The 20186-nt window shown below is 41.6% G+C and carries 20 protein-coding genes; 3 read left to right on the forward strand and 17 right to left on the reverse strand.

Annotated features, from left to right (window positions below):
* Positions 1 to 69 precede the first annotated feature (69 nt).
* The 4 genes from J0656_RS10915 to rsgA all read right to left on the reverse strand — a co-directional run bounded on the left by J0656_RS10915 (position 70) and on the right by rsgA (position 3086).
* Positions 70 to 1299, reverse strand: a complete 1230-nt coding sequence (locus tag J0656_RS10915) for a 3-phosphoshikimate 1-carboxyvinyltransferase (RefSeq protein WP_207033672.1) — start codon at positions 1297 to 1299, stop codon at positions 70 to 72.
* A 69-nt stretch (positions 1300 to 1368) separates the two neighbouring features.
* Complete coding sequence (locus tag J0656_RS10920; protein ID WP_207033674.1) at positions 1369 to 1695, reverse strand: nucleotide pyrophosphohydrolase; 327 nt, start codon at positions 1693 to 1695, stop codon at positions 1369 to 1371.
* Positions 1695 to 2147, reverse strand: a complete 453-nt coding sequence (gene dtd / locus J0656_RS10925; RefSeq protein ID WP_207033676.1) for a D-aminoacyl-tRNA deacylase — start codon at positions 2145 to 2147, stop codon at positions 1695 to 1697. Before dtd ends, J0656_RS10920 begins: the two co-directional genes overlap by 1 nt.
* Complete coding sequence (gene rsgA, locus J0656_RS10930) at positions 2148 to 3086, reverse strand: ribosome small subunit-dependent GTPase A (protein ID WP_207033678.1); 939 nt, start codon at positions 3084 to 3086, stop codon at positions 2148 to 2150.
* Positions 3087 to 3181: 95 nt separating this feature from the next.
* On the opposite strand from rsgA, the gene J0656_RS10935 reads away from it, so the two are divergent.
* Positions 3182 to 3622 (forward strand): hypothetical protein, encoded by a 441-nt coding sequence (locus tag J0656_RS10935; protein WP_176621236.1) that lies wholly within the window; start codon positions 3182 to 3184, stop codon positions 3620 to 3622.
* 67 nt (positions 3623 to 3689) lie between these two features.
* Here J0656_RS10935 and J0656_RS10940 read toward each other — a convergent pair whose 3' ends face one another.
* The 5 genes from J0656_RS10940 to J0656_RS10960 form a co-directional block, all read right to left on the reverse strand.
* Positions 3690 to 4364: a head GIN domain-containing protein gene (locus J0656_RS10940; RefSeq protein ID WP_207033681.1), complete on the reverse strand. Its 675-nt coding sequence runs from the start codon at positions 4362 to 4364 to the stop codon at positions 3690 to 3692.
* Positions 4365 to 4496: 132 nt separating this feature from the next.
* Entirely contained in the window at positions 4497 to 5579 is a 1083-nt protein-coding gene (locus J0656_RS10945; protein WP_207033683.1) for a bifunctional 3-deoxy-7-phosphoheptulonate synthase/chorismate mutase type II, read from the reverse strand.
* An 8-nt stretch (positions 5580 to 5587) separates the two neighbouring features.
* Positions 5588 to 6448 (reverse strand): prephenate dehydrogenase, encoded by an 861-nt coding sequence (locus tag J0656_RS10950; RefSeq protein WP_207033685.1) that lies wholly within the window; start codon positions 6446 to 6448, stop codon positions 5588 to 5590.
* 2 nt (positions 6449 to 6450) lie between these two features.
* Entirely contained in the window at positions 6451 to 7593 is a 1143-nt protein-coding gene (locus J0656_RS10955) for a pyridoxal phosphate-dependent aminotransferase (RefSeq protein ID WP_207033687.1), read from the reverse strand.
* Positions 7593 to 8420: a prephenate dehydratase gene (locus tag J0656_RS10960; RefSeq protein ID WP_207033689.1), complete on the reverse strand. Its 828-nt coding sequence runs from the start codon at positions 8418 to 8420 to the stop codon at positions 7593 to 7595. The genes J0656_RS10955 and J0656_RS10960 overlap by 1 nt, the downstream gene beginning before the upstream one ends.
* A gap of 377 nt (positions 8421 to 8797) precedes the next feature.
* On the opposite strand from J0656_RS10960, the gene gldA reads away from it, so the two are divergent.
* A complete protein-coding gene (gldA, locus tag J0656_RS10965; RefSeq protein ID WP_207033691.1) occupies positions 8798 to 9697 on the forward strand; it encodes a gliding motility-associated ABC transporter ATP-binding subunit GldA in 900 nt (299 codons plus the stop codon).
* Between the two features lie 92 nt (positions 9698 to 9789).
* On the forward strand, positions 9790 to 11238 hold the full coding sequence (locus J0656_RS10970; RefSeq protein ID WP_207033693.1) for a pyridoxal phosphate-dependent decarboxylase family protein: 1449 nt from the start codon (positions 9790 to 9792) through the stop codon (positions 11236 to 11238).
* A gap of 26 nt (positions 11239 to 11264) precedes the next feature.
* Here J0656_RS10970 and J0656_RS10975 read toward each other — a convergent pair whose 3' ends face one another.
* From J0656_RS10975 to metH, 8 genes are all read right to left on the reverse strand, one after another.
* The gene (locus J0656_RS10975) at positions 11265 to 11798 is read right to left on the reverse strand and encodes a DinB family protein (protein WP_207033695.1); all 534 of its coding nucleotides are present in this window, start codon (positions 11796 to 11798) and stop codon (positions 11265 to 11267) included.
* Positions 11799 to 11806: 8 nt separating this feature from the next.
* Entirely contained in the window at positions 11807 to 12628 is an 822-nt protein-coding gene (locus tag J0656_RS10980) for a peptidase MA family metallohydrolase (RefSeq protein ID WP_207033697.1), read from the reverse strand.
* 65 nt (positions 12629 to 12693) lie between these two features.
* On the reverse strand, positions 12694 to 13413 hold the full coding sequence (locus tag J0656_RS10985; RefSeq protein ID WP_207033699.1) for a helix-turn-helix transcriptional regulator: 720 nt from the start codon (positions 13411 to 13413) through the stop codon (positions 12694 to 12696).
* 43 nt (positions 13414 to 13456) lie between these two features.
* Positions 13457 to 14464: a serine hydrolase domain-containing protein gene (locus tag J0656_RS10990; protein WP_237688915.1), complete on the reverse strand. Its 1008-nt coding sequence runs from the start codon at positions 14462 to 14464 to the stop codon at positions 13457 to 13459.
* 147 nt (positions 14465 to 14611) lie between these two features.
* A complete protein-coding gene (locus tag J0656_RS10995) occupies positions 14612 to 15415 on the reverse strand; it encodes a head GIN domain-containing protein (protein ID WP_207033703.1) in 804 nt (267 codons plus the stop codon).
* 14 nt (positions 15416 to 15429) lie between these two features.
* The gene (locus tag J0656_RS11000) at positions 15430 to 16530 is read right to left on the reverse strand and encodes an acyloxyacyl hydrolase (protein ID WP_207033705.1); all 1101 of its coding nucleotides are present in this window, start codon (positions 16528 to 16530) and stop codon (positions 15430 to 15432) included.
* A gap of 19 nt (positions 16531 to 16549) precedes the next feature.
* Positions 16550 to 17503: a methylenetetrahydrofolate reductase [NAD(P)H] gene (metF, locus tag J0656_RS11005; RefSeq protein WP_207033707.1), complete on the reverse strand. Its 954-nt coding sequence runs from the start codon at positions 17501 to 17503 to the stop codon at positions 16550 to 16552.
* Between the two features lie 3 nt (positions 17504 to 17506).
* Positions 17507 to 20185 carry a methionine synthase gene (gene metH, locus J0656_RS11010; protein ID WP_207033709.1) on the reverse strand — a complete coding sequence of 893 codons (2679 nt, stop codon included), beginning with the start codon at positions 20183 to 20185 and terminating at the stop codon, positions 17507 to 17509.
* Position 20186: the final 1 nt, after the last annotated feature.

Here is a 20186-nt window from a genome sequence, read left to right on the forward strand (position 1 = left end):
TTTTTAAAGAGGGGCAAATATACGACCTACCGATAGCGGATGTCAAGTAATTTGATGATTAATTGTGGATTACATTTCCTTTACACCGAATCCAAGTGTAACCAAATCGTTCCAAAAATCGGGATACGACTTGGAGACCACTTCTGCATCATTCACCACAAAATCCGTTTTGAGCGCCAAAGGCCCAAACGCCATTGCCATTCTGTGATCGTTGTAGGTGTCAACTTCGACCCCACTAGTAAGTTGTGGTTGAGCTGTGAGAGTTAGGCTTTCCGAATCAATATCAACCTTTGCCCCAAACTTACCGAGTTCCGTCTGTAAGGCCGCCAAACGGTCAGTTTCTTTGATGGGCAATGTGTGAAGTCCAGTAAGGTGACATCCAATTCCCAAACCCAAACAGGTTACCGATATGGTCTGGGCGATATCAGGGGCATTGGATAGATCATACTCCAAATGAGCCGATTTTACTTCGGAAGTTTTTTTGAGGAGAATGGTATTGTTGGAAAATTCGGTATCCACTCCAAAATCCCTATAAATATTGGCCAACACGCTATCTCCCTGCAAGGAACTTTCTTTATAGGACGACAATTGTATTTCGGTACCGATTTTGCTCATTGCGGCAATGCTGTAAAAATAACTTGCCGAACTCCAATCGGATTCGACCACCAAAGTGGTATCCTCAACGTTTGTCTTTGGTGACACCTTGATCATATTTTCATCAAATGAGGTTTCCACACCTATTTGTTCAAGAAGCGCCAAGGTCATTTTTATGTAGGGAACCGATGTTATTTTGCCGATCAATTCAAGTTCCAGTCCATTTTCAAGGCTTGGAGCAATCAACAGCAATGAAGAAATATATTGACTACTGATATTGGCAGGAAGGGAAACTTGGCTTTTTACCAATCTCTTCCCATTAATTTTTAATGGTGGATAGCCTTCCTCCTTCACGTATTCGATATCTGCACCCAATGAACGCAATGCTTCCACCAAAACTTTGATAGGACGTTCTTGCATGCGTTGAGACCCTGTAAGAACTATTTTTTTATCTGGCTGCGATGCAAAATAGCCCGTTAAAAATCGCATGGCCGTTCCTGCATGGTGTATGTCCACTTCACCTTCGGATTTTGCCAAACCCTTCTGCATTACTTCTCCATCGTCTGAATTGGAAAGGTTTTCAATTTTAATATTTGGGAAAAGTGCCTGCAACAAAAGTGAGCGATTGGTCTCGCTTTTGGAACCTGTGATTGCAATGCTTTTTTGAATTTTTTTATTGTTTGGCAAGGAAAGCTGGAGTCTCAATTCTTTACGGTTTGAATGAATTGTCAAAACTAGAAAAAACGGGCCTAAACTCCTTTTAAGAGGACAACTTTATTTTAGTTTTTTGTTATTCTGATGACGGTCGTGATCACGCTTGGTCTTCAAATCCAATTTTTTATCGAAAGCTTCTTGAAGATTGATCCCTGTTTGATTTGCCAAACATAGGACCACAAATACCACGTCTGCCAATTCTTCACCAAGATCTTTGGCCTTGTCGGATTCCTTTTCGCTTTGTTCGCCATATCTTCTGGCAATGATTCTAGCAACTTCCCCGACCTCTTCGGTCAACTGCGCCATGTTTGTAAGTTCGTTAAAGTATCGGACACCGTGATTGTTTATCCATTCATCAACGGCTTTTTGAGCATCTGCTATGTTCATTATTCTTTATTTTTTGTATCCATGGTAATGGTAACTGGTCCATCATTGACCAATTCCACTTTCATATCGGCACCGAAAACTCCGGTCCCCACTTTTTTGCCGAGTTTTTGCTCCAAAACCTGCACAAAATCTTCATACATCGGAACTGCTATATCCGGTTTTGCTGCTTTAATGTATGAGGGCCGATTTCCTTTTTTGGTCTGGGCATGAAGGGTAAACTGACTTACGACGATGATTTCCCCATCTACATCCATCACGGAACGGTTCATTACCTCATTTTCATCATTAAAAATGCGGAGGTTGAGAATTTTATTGGTCAACCAGTCTATATCCTCTTTGGTATCGGCATCTTCGACACCCAACAATATCAACAGACCTTCATCGATTGATGATATTATTTGGCCATCAACAGTCACACTTGCTTTTGATACTCTTTGTAATACAGTTCTCATTTATCTTTCCCTATATGGGTTGTCTTCATCTCCTGTTACCATTTGCACGTAGCTCCTATATCTGCTCGCAGCTACCTCATCATTCTCCAAGGCTTCTTTAACCGCACATTTGGGTTCATCCAAATGCAGGCAATTGTTGAATTTACATTCGGATTTCAATTCAAAAAATTCCGGGAAATAATCACCGATTTCATATTTGTCCATATCCACGATGCCAAATCCTTTTATACCTGGTGTATCGATTATTCGGGCATCGAACGATAGGTCGTACATTTCGGCAAAGGTGGTGGTATGCTGCCCCTGCATATGCTGCTCGGAAATTTCGGCCGTCTTTAATTCGAGGCCTTTTTCAAGTGCATTCACTAAGGTTGATTTGCCCACACCGGAATGTCCCGCGAACATGCTCGTGGCACCCAACATCAACTCTTTTACTTGGTCAACATTAATTCCCTGTTTGGCCTCAATAGCAATGCTTTTGTAACCGATTTTTGAGTACAGGTCCATCAACCATTGCACCTCCAACTTTTCTTCCTCCGAATAGGAGTCCATTTTATTGAAAAGTAAAACAACGGGGATGTCATAAGCTTCCGCAGTTACCAGAAAACGATCAATAAAACTGGTAAATGTGGGAGGGTTGTTCAATGTGACCAATAGAAACACCTGATCCAGATTGGATGCAATAATGTGGGTCTGTTTGGAAAGCTTTACCGACCTACGGACAATATAATTTTTGCGCTCACCAATTTCAGAAATTACTCCGATGGTCTCATCCCCAATGGTCTCCAAATCAAATTTTACGTGATCGCCAACGGCCACTGGATTGGTGCTTTTTATGCCCTGTGTACGGAACTTTCCTTTGATACGGCATTCGTAAAATTCTCCCTCCGAAGATTTTACGGTATACCAGCTTCCAGTTGATTTATAAACAGTTCCGTTCACTATTTGTTTATATTTTGATTACAAAGAAACAATATTACTGCTTATTCGTCGTATATCTTTGTTAACAGTTTTAACAATCATTAACTTAATCTATTATGAAAAAAATCGTTTTGGCTGCAGTAGTGCTTTTTGCAGCTACATTTACCATGAGTGCCCAACAGTACCATGTAATTACAAGTGTGGAGTCCATTGTACCCAACGGATTGGGACGATCCAGGATTATTAATGCACTGGAAGAGAAAGATTATAAAGAATTTACGAGTGTCCAGACCGAGGATGACAACTCAAGGAACAAATCTGACAGGAGCGAAATCCGTGTAAAGAATTTTGAAGAAACCAAACTTTTGAACTTTTATAACATCGGCGGTATCCGTTTCCAGAACATTGCGGCCAACGATGCTATGATCACTTCCATGATAAACGATATGGTTTCCAACGGATGGGAATTGGCCTTTGTGGTAAGCGGTGTAGAAAGTGAAGGAGGAAAAGGTGACGGACAAGGGATTTTTATTACCCGATACATCTTTAAAAAATAAATATTGGCGATTGTCAAAAAAAAAAGCCCTCCAAATTCGGAGGGCTTTTTATTGGCAATAAGTTTCATTAATCCTTAATATAGACCCTTCCGCCTACAAAGGTTTTTTTATGGACCGTTTCTGGGTTTCCGTACACATAAACATCGCCCCCGGCCTTCACATTGATATCTACCATTTCTGAAGCAAACACATCGGCTTCGCCACCAGCTGAAATTTTAACATCGGTGGTAGAAGTCCTAAGTTCACGCCCTTCAAAAATGCCTCCTGTGTTAATAACAACGGTTTGATTTTTTGCCAAGCCAGAAGCTTTAACAATTCCTCCCGTTACCGCCCTTATTTCGGCGTAATCCACGTCCATTCCTATACGGATTGCAGCCCCCTCCTGGGCGCGAAGCTCTATTTTACTCTTTTGCACCATCTCGTTACAGGTGATTTGGGCGCCTTCGTTACCATCTATAACATCGAGATTGGTATAATAGACTTCGATCATAGTATCCTCGCCCTGAAACTTTTTGTCCAATTGCATTCTCAGTTTCAAGACCCCGTTTTTGTTGACCCATTGGATATCGTCAACATTCCAGCCTTTGATCATAATCTTGTTCTCATCAGATTGAATCAAATTGACCTCGATTAAATCAAAAACCTTGATTTTGTTGAATTCCCCCACTTCCGTATCAATGATTCGTTGTGAAAACATGAACAAGGGCAACAATAGAAGGCTCAGTGTGTATATTTTTTTCATGACAGAGTGTTTTTACTTTTGAAAGATGACCCTTTTTCTTGATCGTTACAGTTTAAAGCAAAAAAACCGCCATTGGTGCCAAAATAATTTTGACCAAGGGCGGTTTTAGAAATACCAGCTCAAAAAATCTTGTTACGCGTTGATTATTTTTTCTTGGTGGTTGATGGATTCTTGGTGGATGGCCTTGAACATTTTTAGGATAAATTCCTCGCTCAAGCCTCTTTGCTCTCCTTCCAAGATCATGTTGCCCAAAATGGCGTTCCATCGGTTACTCTGAAGTACGGCAACGTTCTTTTGTCTTTTCAATTCACCGATACCATCGGACACCTTCATTCGTTTTCCTAGCAAATCAATCAATTGATTGTCCAACACATCGATCTGTGCCCTGAGGTTGGTCAACTTGCTGTTGTATTCGGCTTCTTCATCAGTTTCCTTTCTAATTCGAAGATCTTTCATAATCTGAACCAATGTTTTTGGGGTTACTTGCTGTGCAGCATCACTCCAAGCATTGTCCGGATCGTAATGTGTTTCGATCATCAAACCATCAAAGTTCAAATCCAATGCGGTTTGGGATACATCAAAAATCATATCACGCTTACCGGTAATGTGGCTAGGGTCATTAATGATGGGAAGGTCAGGAAACTTGGTTTGTAACTCAATGGCCAATTGCCATTCTGGAATGTTTCTGTACTTCGTTTTTTCGTAAGTAGAGAATCCTCTGTGAATAACTCCCAATTTCTCAATATTGGCAGAGTACAAACGCTCAACAGCTCCCAACCATAATGAAAGGTCTGGGTTTACCGGGTTTTTCACCAACACGATCTTATCTGTACCTTCCAAAGCATCAGCAATTTCTTGAATGATGAACGGACTTACGGTGGAACGTGCTCCGATCCACAATAGATCTACATCATATTCCAAAGCCAAATCTACGTGTGCTCTGTTGGCCACTTCGGTAGCGGTTTTTAAACCGGTTTCTTCCTTAACTTTTTGCAACCATTTTAATCCAATGGCTCCAACTCCCTCAAAGTTTCCAGGACGAGTTCTTGGTTTCCAGATTCCGGCACGGTAATAATTCACGTCGGTATCTTTAAGCTCATGTGCTATCTTAAGCACCTGATCTTCGGTTTCGGCACTACATGGACCTGCAATTACCAAGGGATGACCCAAATTCATGTCATCCAACCATTTCCTCATTTCCTTTTTGTTTTCCATAATACTCTCTATTTTTTTGTAAGTGGTATTCCTTTTAGTATTTGTTTTATTTTATTGGTATTACTCATTTCTTGGTGGACATTTTCGAAATCGTTGTCCACGATCAGTTGTTTGAACCTTGTGAGGTTCTCGATATATTCTTCTAGCGTTTCCACAACATTGTCCTTGTTCTGCTCAAAAATCGGCGTCCACATATCCGGGGAACTTTTTGCTAGTCGAACGGTGCTTTCAAAACCACTCCCGGCCATGTCAAAAATATCACGCTCATTTTTTTCTTTCTCAATTACCGTCTTTCCCAACATAAAAGAGCTAATGTGTGATAAATGAGATACGTAGGCAATGTGTTTATCGTGCGCTTCCGGATTCATATATCGGATTCGCATGCCAATTTCCTGAAATATTGCCAATGCTGGCTCCTGTAGTTTAAAGGCTGTTTTTTCGACCTCGCAAATAATCATCGTCTTGCCGGCATACAGTCCTTCCAATGCCGCGGTCGGACCAGAAAACTCGGTTCCAGCAATGGGGTGGCAGGCCATAAAGTTCCTTCGTTTAGGATGGTCGGCAACTTGTTCACAGATCAATCGTTTGGTAGAACCTGCATCCATTACTACAGTTTCATCCCCTACGGTATCCAATATTTTGGGCAATTCACTGACCAAAACATTCACAGGGATGCTCACATAGACCAAATCGGCCGTTTCCAAATCTTGGTAGTCGCCCTTTTTATCTATGATTTGAAGTTGAAGTGCCTCGTCCAAATGGGCCTCGCTTTTGTCCACACCGATAATTTCAGCTTCCGGATGCACTTTTTTTACATCTTTGGCAAAAGAACCGCCAATCAATCCAACACCTATGATAACTACTTTCATAATTAAACTCTTTCTATGGCTTCTTTGATTTTTTCTTCGCTCACGCAAAGTGAAAAACGAATGTAGCCTTCGCCATTGCTCCCGAATATGGTTCCCGGAGCAATAAAAATATCTTTATCGTGCAACACTTCATCTATGAATTCCTCTGAAGCCTTGGCGCCTTCCGGTAACTTGCACCATACAAACATGCCCACGGCATTTCTATCATACGTACAACCTAATTTATCAGCCAATTGGAACATCAGTTCACGCCGCTTGGTGTATACCTTGTCCAGCTCCTCGAACCATTCAGGACCACTCTTCAAAGCTGCAATGGCGCCCTTTTGAATACCGAAGAACATACCGGAATCCATATTGCTCTTTACTTTCAATATCGCATTGATGTGTTCCTCACTTCCCAATACCATTCCTACACGCCAACCTGCCATGTTGAAAGTCTTACTTAAACTGTTCAGTTCCAAAGTGCAATCTTTTGCTCCTTCAATGGACAAAATACTGGTGGGGTTATTGGAAAGTACAAAACTGTATGGGTTATCGTTCACCAAAAGGATATAGTTCTTCTTGGCAAAATCCACCAATAACTTGAGTTGTTCCAAGGAAGCAGTAGCTCCGGTTGGCATATGCGGGTAGCTCACCCACATTAGTTTCACCTTCGATAAATCCTTTTGGGATAATTCCTCAAAATCTGGAAACCAATCGTTTTCAGCCTTCAAATCGTAGGTAACAGCTTTTCCACCCACTAAATTGGTCACGGATGCGTAGGTAGGATATCCGGGATTGGGCAGCAATACCTCATCACCTTCATTCAAAAATGCCATGCTGATGTGCATGATTCCTTCCTTTGACCCCATTAAGGGCAAAATTTCTGTTGATGGGTCTACCGTCACTTCAAATTTTTGCTGATAAAAATCCGAAATGGCTTCCCTAAGTTCTGGCAAGCCTTGATAGCTTTGGTATTGATGGGCTCCCGCTTCCAAAATGGAATCCCGAAGTGTTTCCAGTACCAAAGGTGATGGCGCCAGGTCTGGGCTGCCAATCCCCATATTGATGATGGGCCTGCCCTCGGCCATCAATCCCCTGACCTCTCTTAATTTTTTGGAGAAGTAATACTCTTGTACGGTATTTAACCTTTCTGCTGTCTTCATTACAACAATGCATTTTTATATTCTCCCAAAACCTTAAAATCTTCGGCCATGATCTGCATCAAAGATTTGGTTTTGGCAAAGTGCTTGTATTTATCAAAAGTCACATCCACAAAAAAAGCATACTTCCAAGGAGTCTCGATTACCGGTAAGGACTGAATCTTTGTGAGGTTCATATTGCAATCGCTCATCACGTTCAACACAGTGGCCAAACTCCCTCTTTTGTGATCGGTTATAAATCTCAGTGATGCCTTGTTGATTTCTTCTTCTGGCAGTACTTTGTTTTGTTTTTTTAGAATGATAAACCTTGTGGAATTGTTCACAATGGTCTGGATATTGTCGGCAATAATTTCCAAATCATATAATTCGGCCGCCATTTTTGGTGCAATTGCAGCAATATGCTCAAGTTCTTCTTTCTGAATCCGTTTCGCTGTTTCGGCAGTATCAGCGCTTTCCACTAGCTTGATCTGCGGATGAGCTTTAAAGAACTCCTTGCACTGCAACAGCGCCATTGGGTGCGAATGTACCTCTTGGATATCATCAAAAGTTCTTCCTTTCAATACCATAAGATTGTGGTGAATGTTCAAGTAATGTTCACCGATTACATGAATATCGTTATGGTAGACCAAATTGTAATTCGGAATAATGGAACCGGCGATGGAGTTTTCGATGGCCATGATTCCTTTATCGGCAGCGCCTATGATCAAACTGTCTACTACAGCATCGAAAGAACTGCATTCCAACAGTTCTATGTCCTCACCAAAAAAATCTTTGGCAACCTGGTGGTGGTTCGAACCTTTTATTCCTTGTATGGCAATTTTTAATTCCATTGCAAAAAAAAAAGTCCCGATGTATCGGGACTTTATATATTGGTTATACTTTAAACGTATCTATAATAGTCCCGCTTCTCTCCCAAAAAAGAAGTAAAAATAAAAACGGTTCCAGAAATACGTGTTTGTCATCTCGTTGTTAATTGTCGGCTAATTTAGGTATTCGATTGGAAACACACAGACATTCCCAAATTTTTTTTGATTTTTTTCAAAAAAGACATTTTCACTGCATATAATTTTATAGAAACGATGCTTTTTTAAGAATTCTTGTCTTTGGGAGATTTCTTAAAAGAATCATTTTACAAAATCCTTGTTTTTTGAAACCAAGGATTAGAACGAGTAAAAGTGTATTTTTGGAATGATTAAATCCATTTTGAATGTCCATCACTGTACAGAACATCACAAAGAACTTTGGCTCCCAGAAGGCATTGAATAATGTTTCCTTTACCATCAACAAAGGGGAGGTGGTCGGTTTTTTAGGACCCAACGGCGCTGGCAAATCTACCATGATGCGGATTTTGACCACTTATTACAAGGCGGATGAGGGTAAAGCAACCGTAAACGGGTTCGATGTTTTACAAGCTCAAAAAGATGTTCAGAAAAGCATCGGATACCTTCCAGAGCACAATCCGCTATATTTGGAAATGTACGTTAAGGAATACTTGGCCTTTAATGCCGATGTCTACAAAGTGGACAAATCCAAAATAAATGATGTAATCGAACAAACGGGTTTGTCTCCCGAGTGCCACAAAAAAATCGGACAGTTGTCCAAAGGATACCGTCAGCGCGTTGGGCTAGCCGCTGCCCTGTTGCACGACCCAGAAGTTTTGATACTTGATGAGCCCACCACGGGACTCGACCCCAACCAATTGATCGAGATACGGAAACTGATACGAGAAATCGCAAAAGAGAAGACCATTTTGCTTTCCACACATATTATGAAGGAAGTCGAGGCTGTCTGCGACCGAGTGATCATCATTAACAAAGGAGAGCTGGTGGCCGATAAAAAACTGGAAGAACTCCGTGAAGCAGAGGAACAAATCATCGAGGTGGAATTCGATTATCGTGTAGAAGAGCAATTATTGCAGCAAATGCCCAATGTTTCTACCGTAAAAAATACAGGTGGATTCGTATATGAAATCACTTTTGGCACCTCTAAGGACATGCGGCCTACCGTTTTTGATTTTGCCCACGATAACAAACTAAAGACACTTCAATTAAGTAGAAAGAACAGAAACCTAGAAAGCCTTTTTACCGAGCTTACTTCAAAAGCCTAGATTTTTCACCCGCATGAAACTCCTTCACCATTCCCCTGTAAAACCATAACATTTATGGTATTTTTGCACTTCAGAAGATAAAGCACCTCATTATGAAGAGCAACGCCAGATTGGAACTCTCCAAAGAAGAAATGAAAAGCTATGGGTATCAAATCATTGATGCCATTGTGGAGCACCATGCCACCCAACACGAAAAATTGCCCGTAGCTCTTGGTTCAAGAGAAGAAATGGATTCCTTGTTCTTGGAGGAGGCCCCAGAAAAAGGTTCCGACCCAAGCCAGGTGCTCAATTTTGTTCTGGATAAGGTAATGACCAATAGTGCCAATATGGCCCACCCAAGATCGTTTTCGTTTGTGCCTGGCCCAAGTAATTATGTCAGTGTAATGGCCGATGCTTTGGCCACGGGATACAACATCTTTTCTGGTGGATGGGCTGCAAGTCCAGCCGCTGCCGAACTCGAAATCGTAACCATTCAGTGGTTGTTGAAAATTTTTGGCTTCCCAAAGAAAAAAGGAGGGGGCATTTTTACCAGTGGTGGTTCCATGGCAAATCTTACAGCCGTAGTCACTGCAAGAAGAATAAAATGCGGGGACGATTTTTCCAAGGCCGTTATTTATCTATCTGATCAAGCCCATTCTTCCAATATCAAGGCCATTCGGGTGTTGGGCTTTAAAAAAGAACAGATCAGAATTATTCCTACGGACAGCGAACTCAAGTTTTCCGTAAACAAATTGAAGAACTGTATTGCCAAAGACCGATTGGAAGGCCTTTATCCGTTCTGTTTGATTGCCACAGCAGGGACAACCAATACAGGAACCGTTGACCCATTGGTGGAACTGGGTAAAATTTGCAAAAAAGAAGATATCTGGTTCCATATTGATGGTGCCTACGGTGGAGCCGCCATCTTGTCCCAAAAGGGCAAGCAAGCCATGAAAGGCATTGAAAAAGCCGATTCCCTTACAGTTGACCCGCACAAATGGTTTTTCCAACCGTACGAAATGGGGTGTCTCTTGGTGCGAAACCATAAAAACCTAAGCAACACCTTCACTGAAAAACCAGAATATTTAAGGGATATCGAAGGGAATACTTCTGAAATCAACTTTTATGATCATGGCATTCAATTGACCCGAAGGTTTCGGGCATTGAAGTTTTATATGTCCCTAAAAACTTTTGGTTTAAAGGAGTTCCGAGATGCCATCACATATAATATCGATCTTGCAGAAGAAGTGGAAACGATGCTTCGTGGCAGCAAAAGTTGGGAAGTGGTGTTCCCAGCCACTTTGGCGGTCATCAACTTTAGGTACAACCCCATCAACAAAAAATACTCGGAAAAGGAATTGGACAAAATCAACCAATACATTTCTGGGAAGGTAATGGATTCGCGAAAAGCCATGCTCGTTACCACTATTTTAAACGGGCAGATTGTTCTCCGTATGTGCCTCATCAACCCAAGAACAACCATGAAAGATGTAACCGAAACTTTTGACCTTTGTAAAAGGTATGCGAAGGAGATTGAAGAACAGATGACACTAACAAAATAAGTTATTTCCCCCTAATCAATCTTCAATCATTGATACAAAGCATACCTTGGAGGTTTTATACCATTTAACCGTAGATAAACAAGCATTTGTCCTCTATGATGGGCAATGTGATCTGCTAGTAACAATAAAACTTGCCTTTTTGTTCTTTCCAGACCAAAATAATCCAACCTTTCCTCAAGTTTATATTGTTTAAAATTTGAGATGAACTCTATAGTCAAGTCAAATGTTTTATCGATTGTGGCAATCATTTCTTCTTTGGATTTTTTGTCAACTTTTAATTCTGTATCAGTATTCCAATCTCTTGCTTCACGATCACCCATTAGTGACTGACTATGCCAATCCATTGCCCAACCAATATGCATTAAGTTTTCTTCAAAGCTCATTGATTCTGGGGTTGCCCTAAAACCATACTTTTCTTCAGGCATGTTTTCTGCTACAAGAATTAAATATTGTTTTGAATTTTCTAAGCGCTCCAAATATTCATCAATAAAACTGTTTTGTTGAGCGAAAAGATGTGGAGCCAGTAAAAAAACGAGTAAAAGAGATAAGTACTTCATCATATGATTATTTAATAGCAACCCTTACTAAACTTTTCCCAATCAATATTGGGTGTTTCAGAATACTTTAGCATAACAGCTTTCTGTAAATCATCCTCTATTTTTGCGTAAGAAAATCCATAGATTTCTTCAAACTTTTCAAATCCGTCCGTCCAAAGTTGTTTGAATTGTCCTATACTATAATGCTCCAATAAATATTGAACGATATATCCTGATTGATGGTAAGCAATCATTTCCGATTGATCGTAAAAATTTGAACTTAAATCCTCAATGGGGATTAATTTATTTTCCGCAAGAAGATACCTGTAAATTTCCGCTACAGTATACCCGCTGCAATTGTTAGCAGCATAGGTTGCCATACCTTCATTAACCCAAGAGCTGCTATTCTCAGGGTAGTCCCAATCCAACATTCCCATCAAATGCATAAGCTCGTGCTCTATCGGAGGGTCTACCTCATCTTCTTTTAATACTATATTGACAGTACTCCAGTAGGGATAGGCATTCCCAGTAGCAGTTGTCCCCGTATATTTGAACATTTCATCTCGTGAGGACATAACTCGAACATAGATGGTATCAACAAAAGAATCCTTTTTTAAAATTTTTTTGTTGTGTTCGATGGCATTAAAAGTTCGTTTGATCAACTCCTCCTTATGATCAAATGCATATCCGTTTTCAGGAAAGACAAAATTGACATTCTTGATTAGTTTAGAAACTTTTGTTTCTTTAACCCAACCCTCCTTATCAGTTGTTTCAGATTGTAACTCTTTTTCAAAACATCCAAACAATGTTGAATGAAAAGCGATTACAAAAATTATCTTGGTTAACTGCTTCAAAACGATAGAATTTTGAAACAAATTAAAATGGAATAATCGCTCGCGGAAAGCTTTAACCGTCTGAATTAGGTGCTAGCACCCGTACTATTTTCCAGTAGTTCACGCCTGTTGGCTACATTCATTTTACTGTAAATGTTGGTTATGTGGGTCTTTACCGTGCTAAGGCTAATAAAAAGTTCCGTGGCAATTTCTTTGTTGCTCTTGCCTTGTAAAATTAGATTGCGAACCAAAGTTTCCTGTTTGCTCAACTCGGGCAAAATGTTGTTATCTTGATTTTTTCTTTTCCAAAAAATGGTAAAGCCCAGTATCACTACCAGTGTAACAAGACCAACATTCAACCACCTGCTCCATTTTAATTTCTCCGTTACGGCTTCTTGGTTGATGTAGGCCAACTTTTCCTCCAAAAAAAGATATTCCAATGGCGGAATATTGCTTGCTTTCAATTCCTCCAAAAGTCCTGAATAATACGATGGGTTTTCAGCAATATCCCTATTCAAAAGCTTTTTCTCCTCCAAAACCCTGATTGCGACAAGCTTTACCTCCAATATTCTTAGAGAATCCCGAGCATAGTCGGTTAATTGCTCTTCCTTGTCATTTTCCGACATTTGGGCCGATTGCAATGTTTGTTCAAATTTTTTGAACTTCCGCCACTCAATGGATGTCAAGCTTGTGTCCACAGTTTTCGTTTGTGCAAATACTTTTTCCAAAGAGAAATTTTCCTTTGCATAGGAACGCCCAATGGATAAGAGCACAAACAAGATACAAATGGATGTCGGTCGCTTCAAAATTGTCAGTGTTTGGATTAAATTTCCACAAAAATCACGAAGTTCACAAATCTAAAAGTGCATCGATACCCTCATCCAAAATCAGTTGAACTTTGGGGTCCGTGCAATTAGTTAGGATGGCAACCACTTTTTCCTGTTCGGGATATACAAAAAGATTGGTGTACGCTCCCACGCTATTACCCACATGCCCAACAAATGCCCTGCCCTTTGCATCTTGGCTCACCTGAAAGCCAAGACCGTAGTGTGTAGGTTTACCATTTACAATTTGAGAGGCAAGCAACTGCTCATAGGTTTCGCTTTTCAATAATTTTCGCACCAAAATCGCCTGTCCCAGTTGCGCAACATCGTCGCAGGTAGACAAATAGCCTCCACCTGCCAATTTGTAGGTATTGTTTACCTCTACGGCTTCAGTAAAACACAGTGACCTTTTAGTATAGAATTCGGCTTTGTTCTCGACTGCGCTCGAACTGACATCGAAATCCTCTGGAGAAAAGGTGTTTTTCAATCCCAAGGGCATCAAAATATTCTCTTTTACATATTTCTCAAATGGCATACCGCTAGCTTCTTGCATGGCCAAGGACAGCAATACAAAATCAAAACTGTTATAGAGATAGCTTGTGCCAGGTTCAAAAAACAAAGGGTCGTCTTTAAAAATTCTGATTCCATCTTTGATGGTATAATCATTATTCAGAGCGTATTCCTTGCCTCGGTATCCTCGAATGCCAGCAGTGTGACTTGCCAATTGCCGAAGCGTGAAATCATACTGCTTTTTAGGGTAGTAAGGCACATAGGCGTAGAAGGATTCATCCAAATCCAACATACCGTCCTCAACCATTTTGCCTAAAACCAATCCTGTGATGCATTTGGAAATACTCGCGATTCGGAAAATCGTATGCTTCGGATGGACCTTGATTTTCTTATCAATATCAGCAAAACCATACCCTTTTTGAAGCACTTTTTTACCGCTGTCCAATACCGTAACGGCCAGACCTGGCACCTTCTTCTCCGCTACCAGATTATGGAAAAGTACATCCGCCCTTTCCAATCCCATTAGGCCCTCGATTGATTCGACCTTGGGAAACGGAGAAAATAGATTTTTGATATGTGCAAAAAGATTTCCCAAAATTAGATTTGAACTCCGAAAATAGCGAGAAATATTAAAGTTGAAGAGGAATAATGTTATTGTTTTGGGCGTGAATCAGTCCTGAAAAATCAACCTGCCCGTAAACAATTCTTCAACATCCACTTCGGGAGGTGTATTTACACTGATCACATTTCCCGTTCCACGAACAACCCCGCTCAATCGTTGCTGCGGATTTACAAAAACATCGTTGGACCCTCTGTGGTTTACCGTTACATTTTCTGAAACCAGTGCTTCAGCCTCAATTCTGGAATCACCAGCCGCAACACTTACATTAAAGTTTTCGGCACTGCCCCGTAGTTTGAAATAGGCTATCCCATTCACAACAATCCTTACCGTAGTTGAATTTAGGTTTAAATCAAAAGAACCATCCGTGGTTTCCGTATCAGGATTATTGAAGCTTTCCGCTATCAAATTCAAACTTGGATATTCCAATATACCATCACTGGAAATCAATAATCCCGTGCCGCTTCGGATTTCAGTAATGTTGGGCGAGGTAATATATACGGTGGTCAAACCGTAATCCCGAACAAAGTTGCAACTGTTTTCATTACGTAGCACAAGACGGTTATCCTCCACTACCGCAGAAACATCGTTAAAAAGATATTCGCCCGTTTCCACTTCCACTTGTTGTTCATCACCCTGTTTCAAGACCACCTTCAGGTTTTCAAAAACCGTAATCGTGTTAAATTCAGAAACATCAACTGGTCGCCTTACTATATCGCCAGCATTTTGAAAACAATCGGGCACATTATCACCATTGCAGGAAATCAGAATTAGAGAAATAGCCAACGTAAAGCACCTCTCGACTGCGCTCGAGGCGACAACTACTTCCTTATAAAATTTTCTCAATACTAGCATCTAAAATCTTAATACTATAATCTTACCCCTATTCCAAATTCAACAGCTTCCGCCTTAGCCCCATGTGATTTTAAGGTGAGTGCTCCAAAAACCTTATCTCCAAAATAACGTTTCATCCCGATCCGATTGTACATTCTTCCTTCAAAATCAAAAGGGTAATACACATAATACCCCAATTGTGCCACCACGCTCATTTTGTTCACAAAAAGTTCGTGGCCCAAAAATACCCCTACCCGTTTGTAATCGGTATCAGAAGCAACGTCCAATTCGGGAAAAGCGATGGATTGATATCGAATCAGTTCTTTTAAAAAGTTGGAAAAGAAAACATCGGTGCCCAATTGAATGGCACTACGTTTGCCCAGACGCTTATCGGCATATGCAGAAACAATGGCAAATCCATATCTCCCCATATTAATCACGTCGCTTTCGTTGGCACCGCCACGCAATACCAAATTATATCGAATTGGTTCTCTAATTTCCCCCGTCAATTTCGGTTTTAAATATTCGTAGCTAGTGTCACTATCCAAAGTATAGTTCAGACCCAAATTGAATGCAAACGTATTGGTGGATGTATTGGGTGCCTTAAAATTGGCATTGGAATAGTGAATAAAGGATAACCCCGCATGCATACCCAATCCTGCCACAATATTCTCTTTGTGGTAATTAAGCATCAATAGGGTACTGCTCAAAATATGGCTTCCGTAGGCGTTGTTCCTAAAATTTTCTTCCTTATCATATGGATTGGTATTGTACGCCAACCCCTGTGCCACCCGCAACTGTACATTTCTTTTCAGAAGATAGAAGTTATAGTGACCATACAACCCAAAATGTTCCCCGAGGGTAGTATTATTGGTGTTTTGATAAGCAAAAGTGAAACCCGTATCGGGATAACCAAAATCGGCTTCCCATTCCTTATGCCCGTACGTTTTTCGGCTCACCCCTAAAATAATGCCTCCTGGATGATTGGTGATCAAGTGGGAAATGTCGGGATTGTGCAAAAGGATGGAGCCATAGAACTGGGTTACGTCCAAAACGTATTTTTTGGGCACTTCGTTGGTTTGGGAAATTCCAAAGAACGAAATTGAAAACAACAATAGGCTAAGTAGGTACCTCATGGGGCACTAAAGTAGGAAATTAAAAAAGTTCCTTGGCAATGGCCTTCACATTATCTGATTTGCCCATGGAATAATAATGGAGCACTGGCACGCCTGCTTCCCTTAATTCCTTGGACTGCTGAATGGCCCATTCCACGCCAACTTGACGTACAGCTTGGTTATCCTTACACGCCTCGACCGCATTGATCAAATCCTCGGGAAGATCTATACTGAAAACATGGGGCAACACCTGGAGGTGTCTTTTAACCGCTATCGGTTTTATCCCAGGAATTATCGGCACATTAATTCCCATTTCGCGGGCAGCTTTTACAAAGGCAAAGAATTTTTGATTGTCAAAAAACATCTGGGTCACCACGTAGTCGGCTCCCAAATCCACTTTTTGTTTCAACCGTTTTAGGTCGGATTGCAAGGATGGGGCCTCCATATGCTTTTCTGGATAGCCTGCCACACCGATACAAAAACTGCTCAAATCGCTCGACTCAATGGTATCGTGCAGATAATTACCCTCGTTGATATCTTGGATTTGTTTCACCAAATCCGTGGCATATTGATGTCCACCTTTGGTGGGAGTAAAATATTTCTCCTCTTTTCGGGCATCACCGCGAAGGGCCATCACATTTTCTATTTCCAGATACTGGCAATCCACCAAAAGATACTCGGTCTCCTCTTTGGTAAATCCACCACAAAGCACATGGGGGACAGTATCAACATCATATTTGTGTTTTAATGATGCGCAAATGCCCAATGTCCCTGGACGGGTACGGGTCAATTTTTTGTCCAACAGCCCATCTTTTTCCTTGTAAACGTATTCCTCCCTTGAAGTGGTCACATCAATAAAAGGAGGTTTGAACTCCATCAAAGGGTCTATGTTAGTATAGAGTTCTTGAATACTTTTCCCCTTTACGGGCGGCACAATTTCAAAACTGAAAAGCGTTTCCCCGTTTGCTTTTTTTATGTGATCGGTAATTTTCATCGGTTATTCATCTACAATATTAGGTGCTAGCCACTTTTGGGCTTCCTCTAGTTTCATGTTTTTTCTTTCGGCAAAATCCTGTACTTGGTCCTGTTCTATTTTTCCCAATCCAAAATACTTGGTTTCGGGGTGACCAAAATAGTATCCACTTACACTTGCGGCAGGCCACATGGCCAAACTTTCGGTCAATTTCACCCCTATTTCGTCCTCAACGCCCATCATTTCCCAAATGGTCAATTTTTCCAAATGGTCGGGGCATGCGGGATAACCTGGAGCAGGTCGGATTCCACGATATTTTTCCTTGATCAGTTCAGTGTTGTCCAAATCCTCGTCAACGGTATAGCCCCAGTATTTGGTCCGCACCTCTTTGTGGAGGTATTCGGCAAAAGCCTCCGCGAACCTATCCGCCAAGGCTTTGATCATAATGGAATTGTAATCATCGTGGTTCTTCTCGAACTCGGCGGCCAATTCCTGCGTCCCAAATCCCGTGCTTACACAAAAACAGCCGATATAATCCTGAATTCCTGAATCTTTTGGCGCAATAAAATCAGCCAAAGCGATATTGGGCACCCCTTCGCGTTTTTTCAATTGTTGGCGTAGGGTCCTAAAAATGAAGGTTTTTCCGTTCTTGTCAACCTCAATATCATCTTCACCCACCTGATTGGCAGGAAACAGTCCGAAAATGGCCTTGGCCTTCAATAATCTTTCATCTAAAATACGTTTCAAAAGTACTTTGGCATCCTTAAAAAGCTCCTTGGCCTGTTCCCCGACGACCTCATCGGTCAAAATATCGGGATATTTACCGTGCAGGTCCCAACTTCGGAAGAACGGCGACCAATCGATGAATTCCTCCAATTCGGTCAGGTCAAAATCATCCCAGACCTCTATGCCCAACTGGTTCGGTTTTTTGATGTCCGATGGATTCCAATTGATTTGTAATTTGTTCTTTCGGGCTTCCTCCAAGGTTAAATACTCCTTTTGCTTTCCACGCTTTAAAAATTTCTCCCTAAAACTTTCATAGTCCAGCTTGATGTCTTTTTTATACTTCGTAGAAGTCTCACCCTGAAGCAAATCGCCCACTACGGTTACGGCCCTAGAGGCATCGTTCACGTGTACCACCGCTTGACTGTACTGCGGATCTATTTTAACCGCGGTATGCGCCTTACTGGTCGTGGCGCCGCCAATCAATAAGGGAACATCGAAGTTTTGACGCTCCATCTCCTTGGCCAAAAACACCATTTCATCCAAAGAAGGGGTGATCAATCCGCTCAAGCCGATGATATCCACTTTTTCTTCCTTGGCCTTGTTGATGATTTTTTCTGGTGGCACCATCACGCCCATATCCACAATCTGATAATTGTTGCAGGCCAGGACAACGCTCACAATATTCTTTCCAATATCGTGGACATCTCCTTTTACCGTCGCCATTAATATTTTACCAGCTGGTTTGGACTTTTCATCCTTTGCCGCTTCAATATACGGGGTAAGATAGGCCACGGCCTTTTTCATCACTCGGGCGGACTTCACCACCTGTGGCAGGAACATTTTTCCGTTTCCGAACAAATCTCCGACCACATTCATGCCTGCCATTAGGTTGCCCTCGATTACTTCCAAAGGTTTTGCGGCCTTTTGACGGGCTTCTTCCACATCTTCGATAATATATTGGTCAATCCCTTTGACCAAGGCCCGTGTTATACGGTCTTGGAGTGGCTCCTCGCGCCAAGAGAGGTCTACCTTGCTTTCCCTTTCCTTGCCCACCACGGTCTCGGCAAATTCCAAAAGGCGTTCGGTGGCATCTTCGCGCCTATTGAGCAACACGTCTTCTACATGTTCCAACAAATCTTTGGGGATATCATCGTAAACCTCCAACATAGTTGGGTTCACGATGCCCATATTCATTCCAGCTTTTATGGCGTGGAACAAAAAAGCAGAATTGATGGCTTCCCGCACTGGATTGTTTCCCCTAAAAGAGAACGAAACATTGCTCACTCCGCCACTTACACTACAATAGGGCAGGTTTTCGCGCACCCAGCGCGTACCTTCGATAAAATCGATGGCGTTGTTCCTGTGCTCGTCCATTCCCGTAGCGACGGGAAAAATATTCAGGTCAAAAATGATATCTTCTGGTGGAAAGTCCACCTCCTCTACCAAAATATCGTAGGAACGTTTCGCGATTTCGATACGACGTTCATAGGTATCCGCTTGGCCCACCTCGTCGAAGGCCATGACGATAACGGCGGCACCATAGCGTTTAATCAACTTGGCATGGCGCACAAACTCTTCCTTTCCTTCTTTTAGGCTGATAGAGTTTACCACACATTTTCCTTGCACCACTTGAAGTCCTGCCTCAATAATTTCCCATTTGGAACTATCGATCATGATGGGTACTCGGGCAATATCGGGTTCGGATACAATCAAATTGAGAAACCTGACCATGGCTTCCTTGCCATCTATCAGACCATCATCCATATTGATGTCTATGATCTGGGCGCCACCTTCCACTTGTTCACGGGCAATATCGAGTGCCTCATCGAACTTTTCTTCCTTGATCAGTCTTAAAAACCGTTTGGAACCTGCCACATTGGTGCGTTCCCCCACATTGATGAAATTACTTTCGGGGGTAACGACCAAGGGCTCGAGGCCGCTCAGTTTTAAGTATCGTTGTTCGTTTTTCGTTGCCATA

This window comes from Flagellimonas aurea (genome assembly GCF_017313785.1).
Classification (GTDB): Bacteria; Bacteroidota; Bacteroidia; order Flavobacteriales; family Flavobacteriaceae; genus Flagellimonas; species Flagellimonas aurea.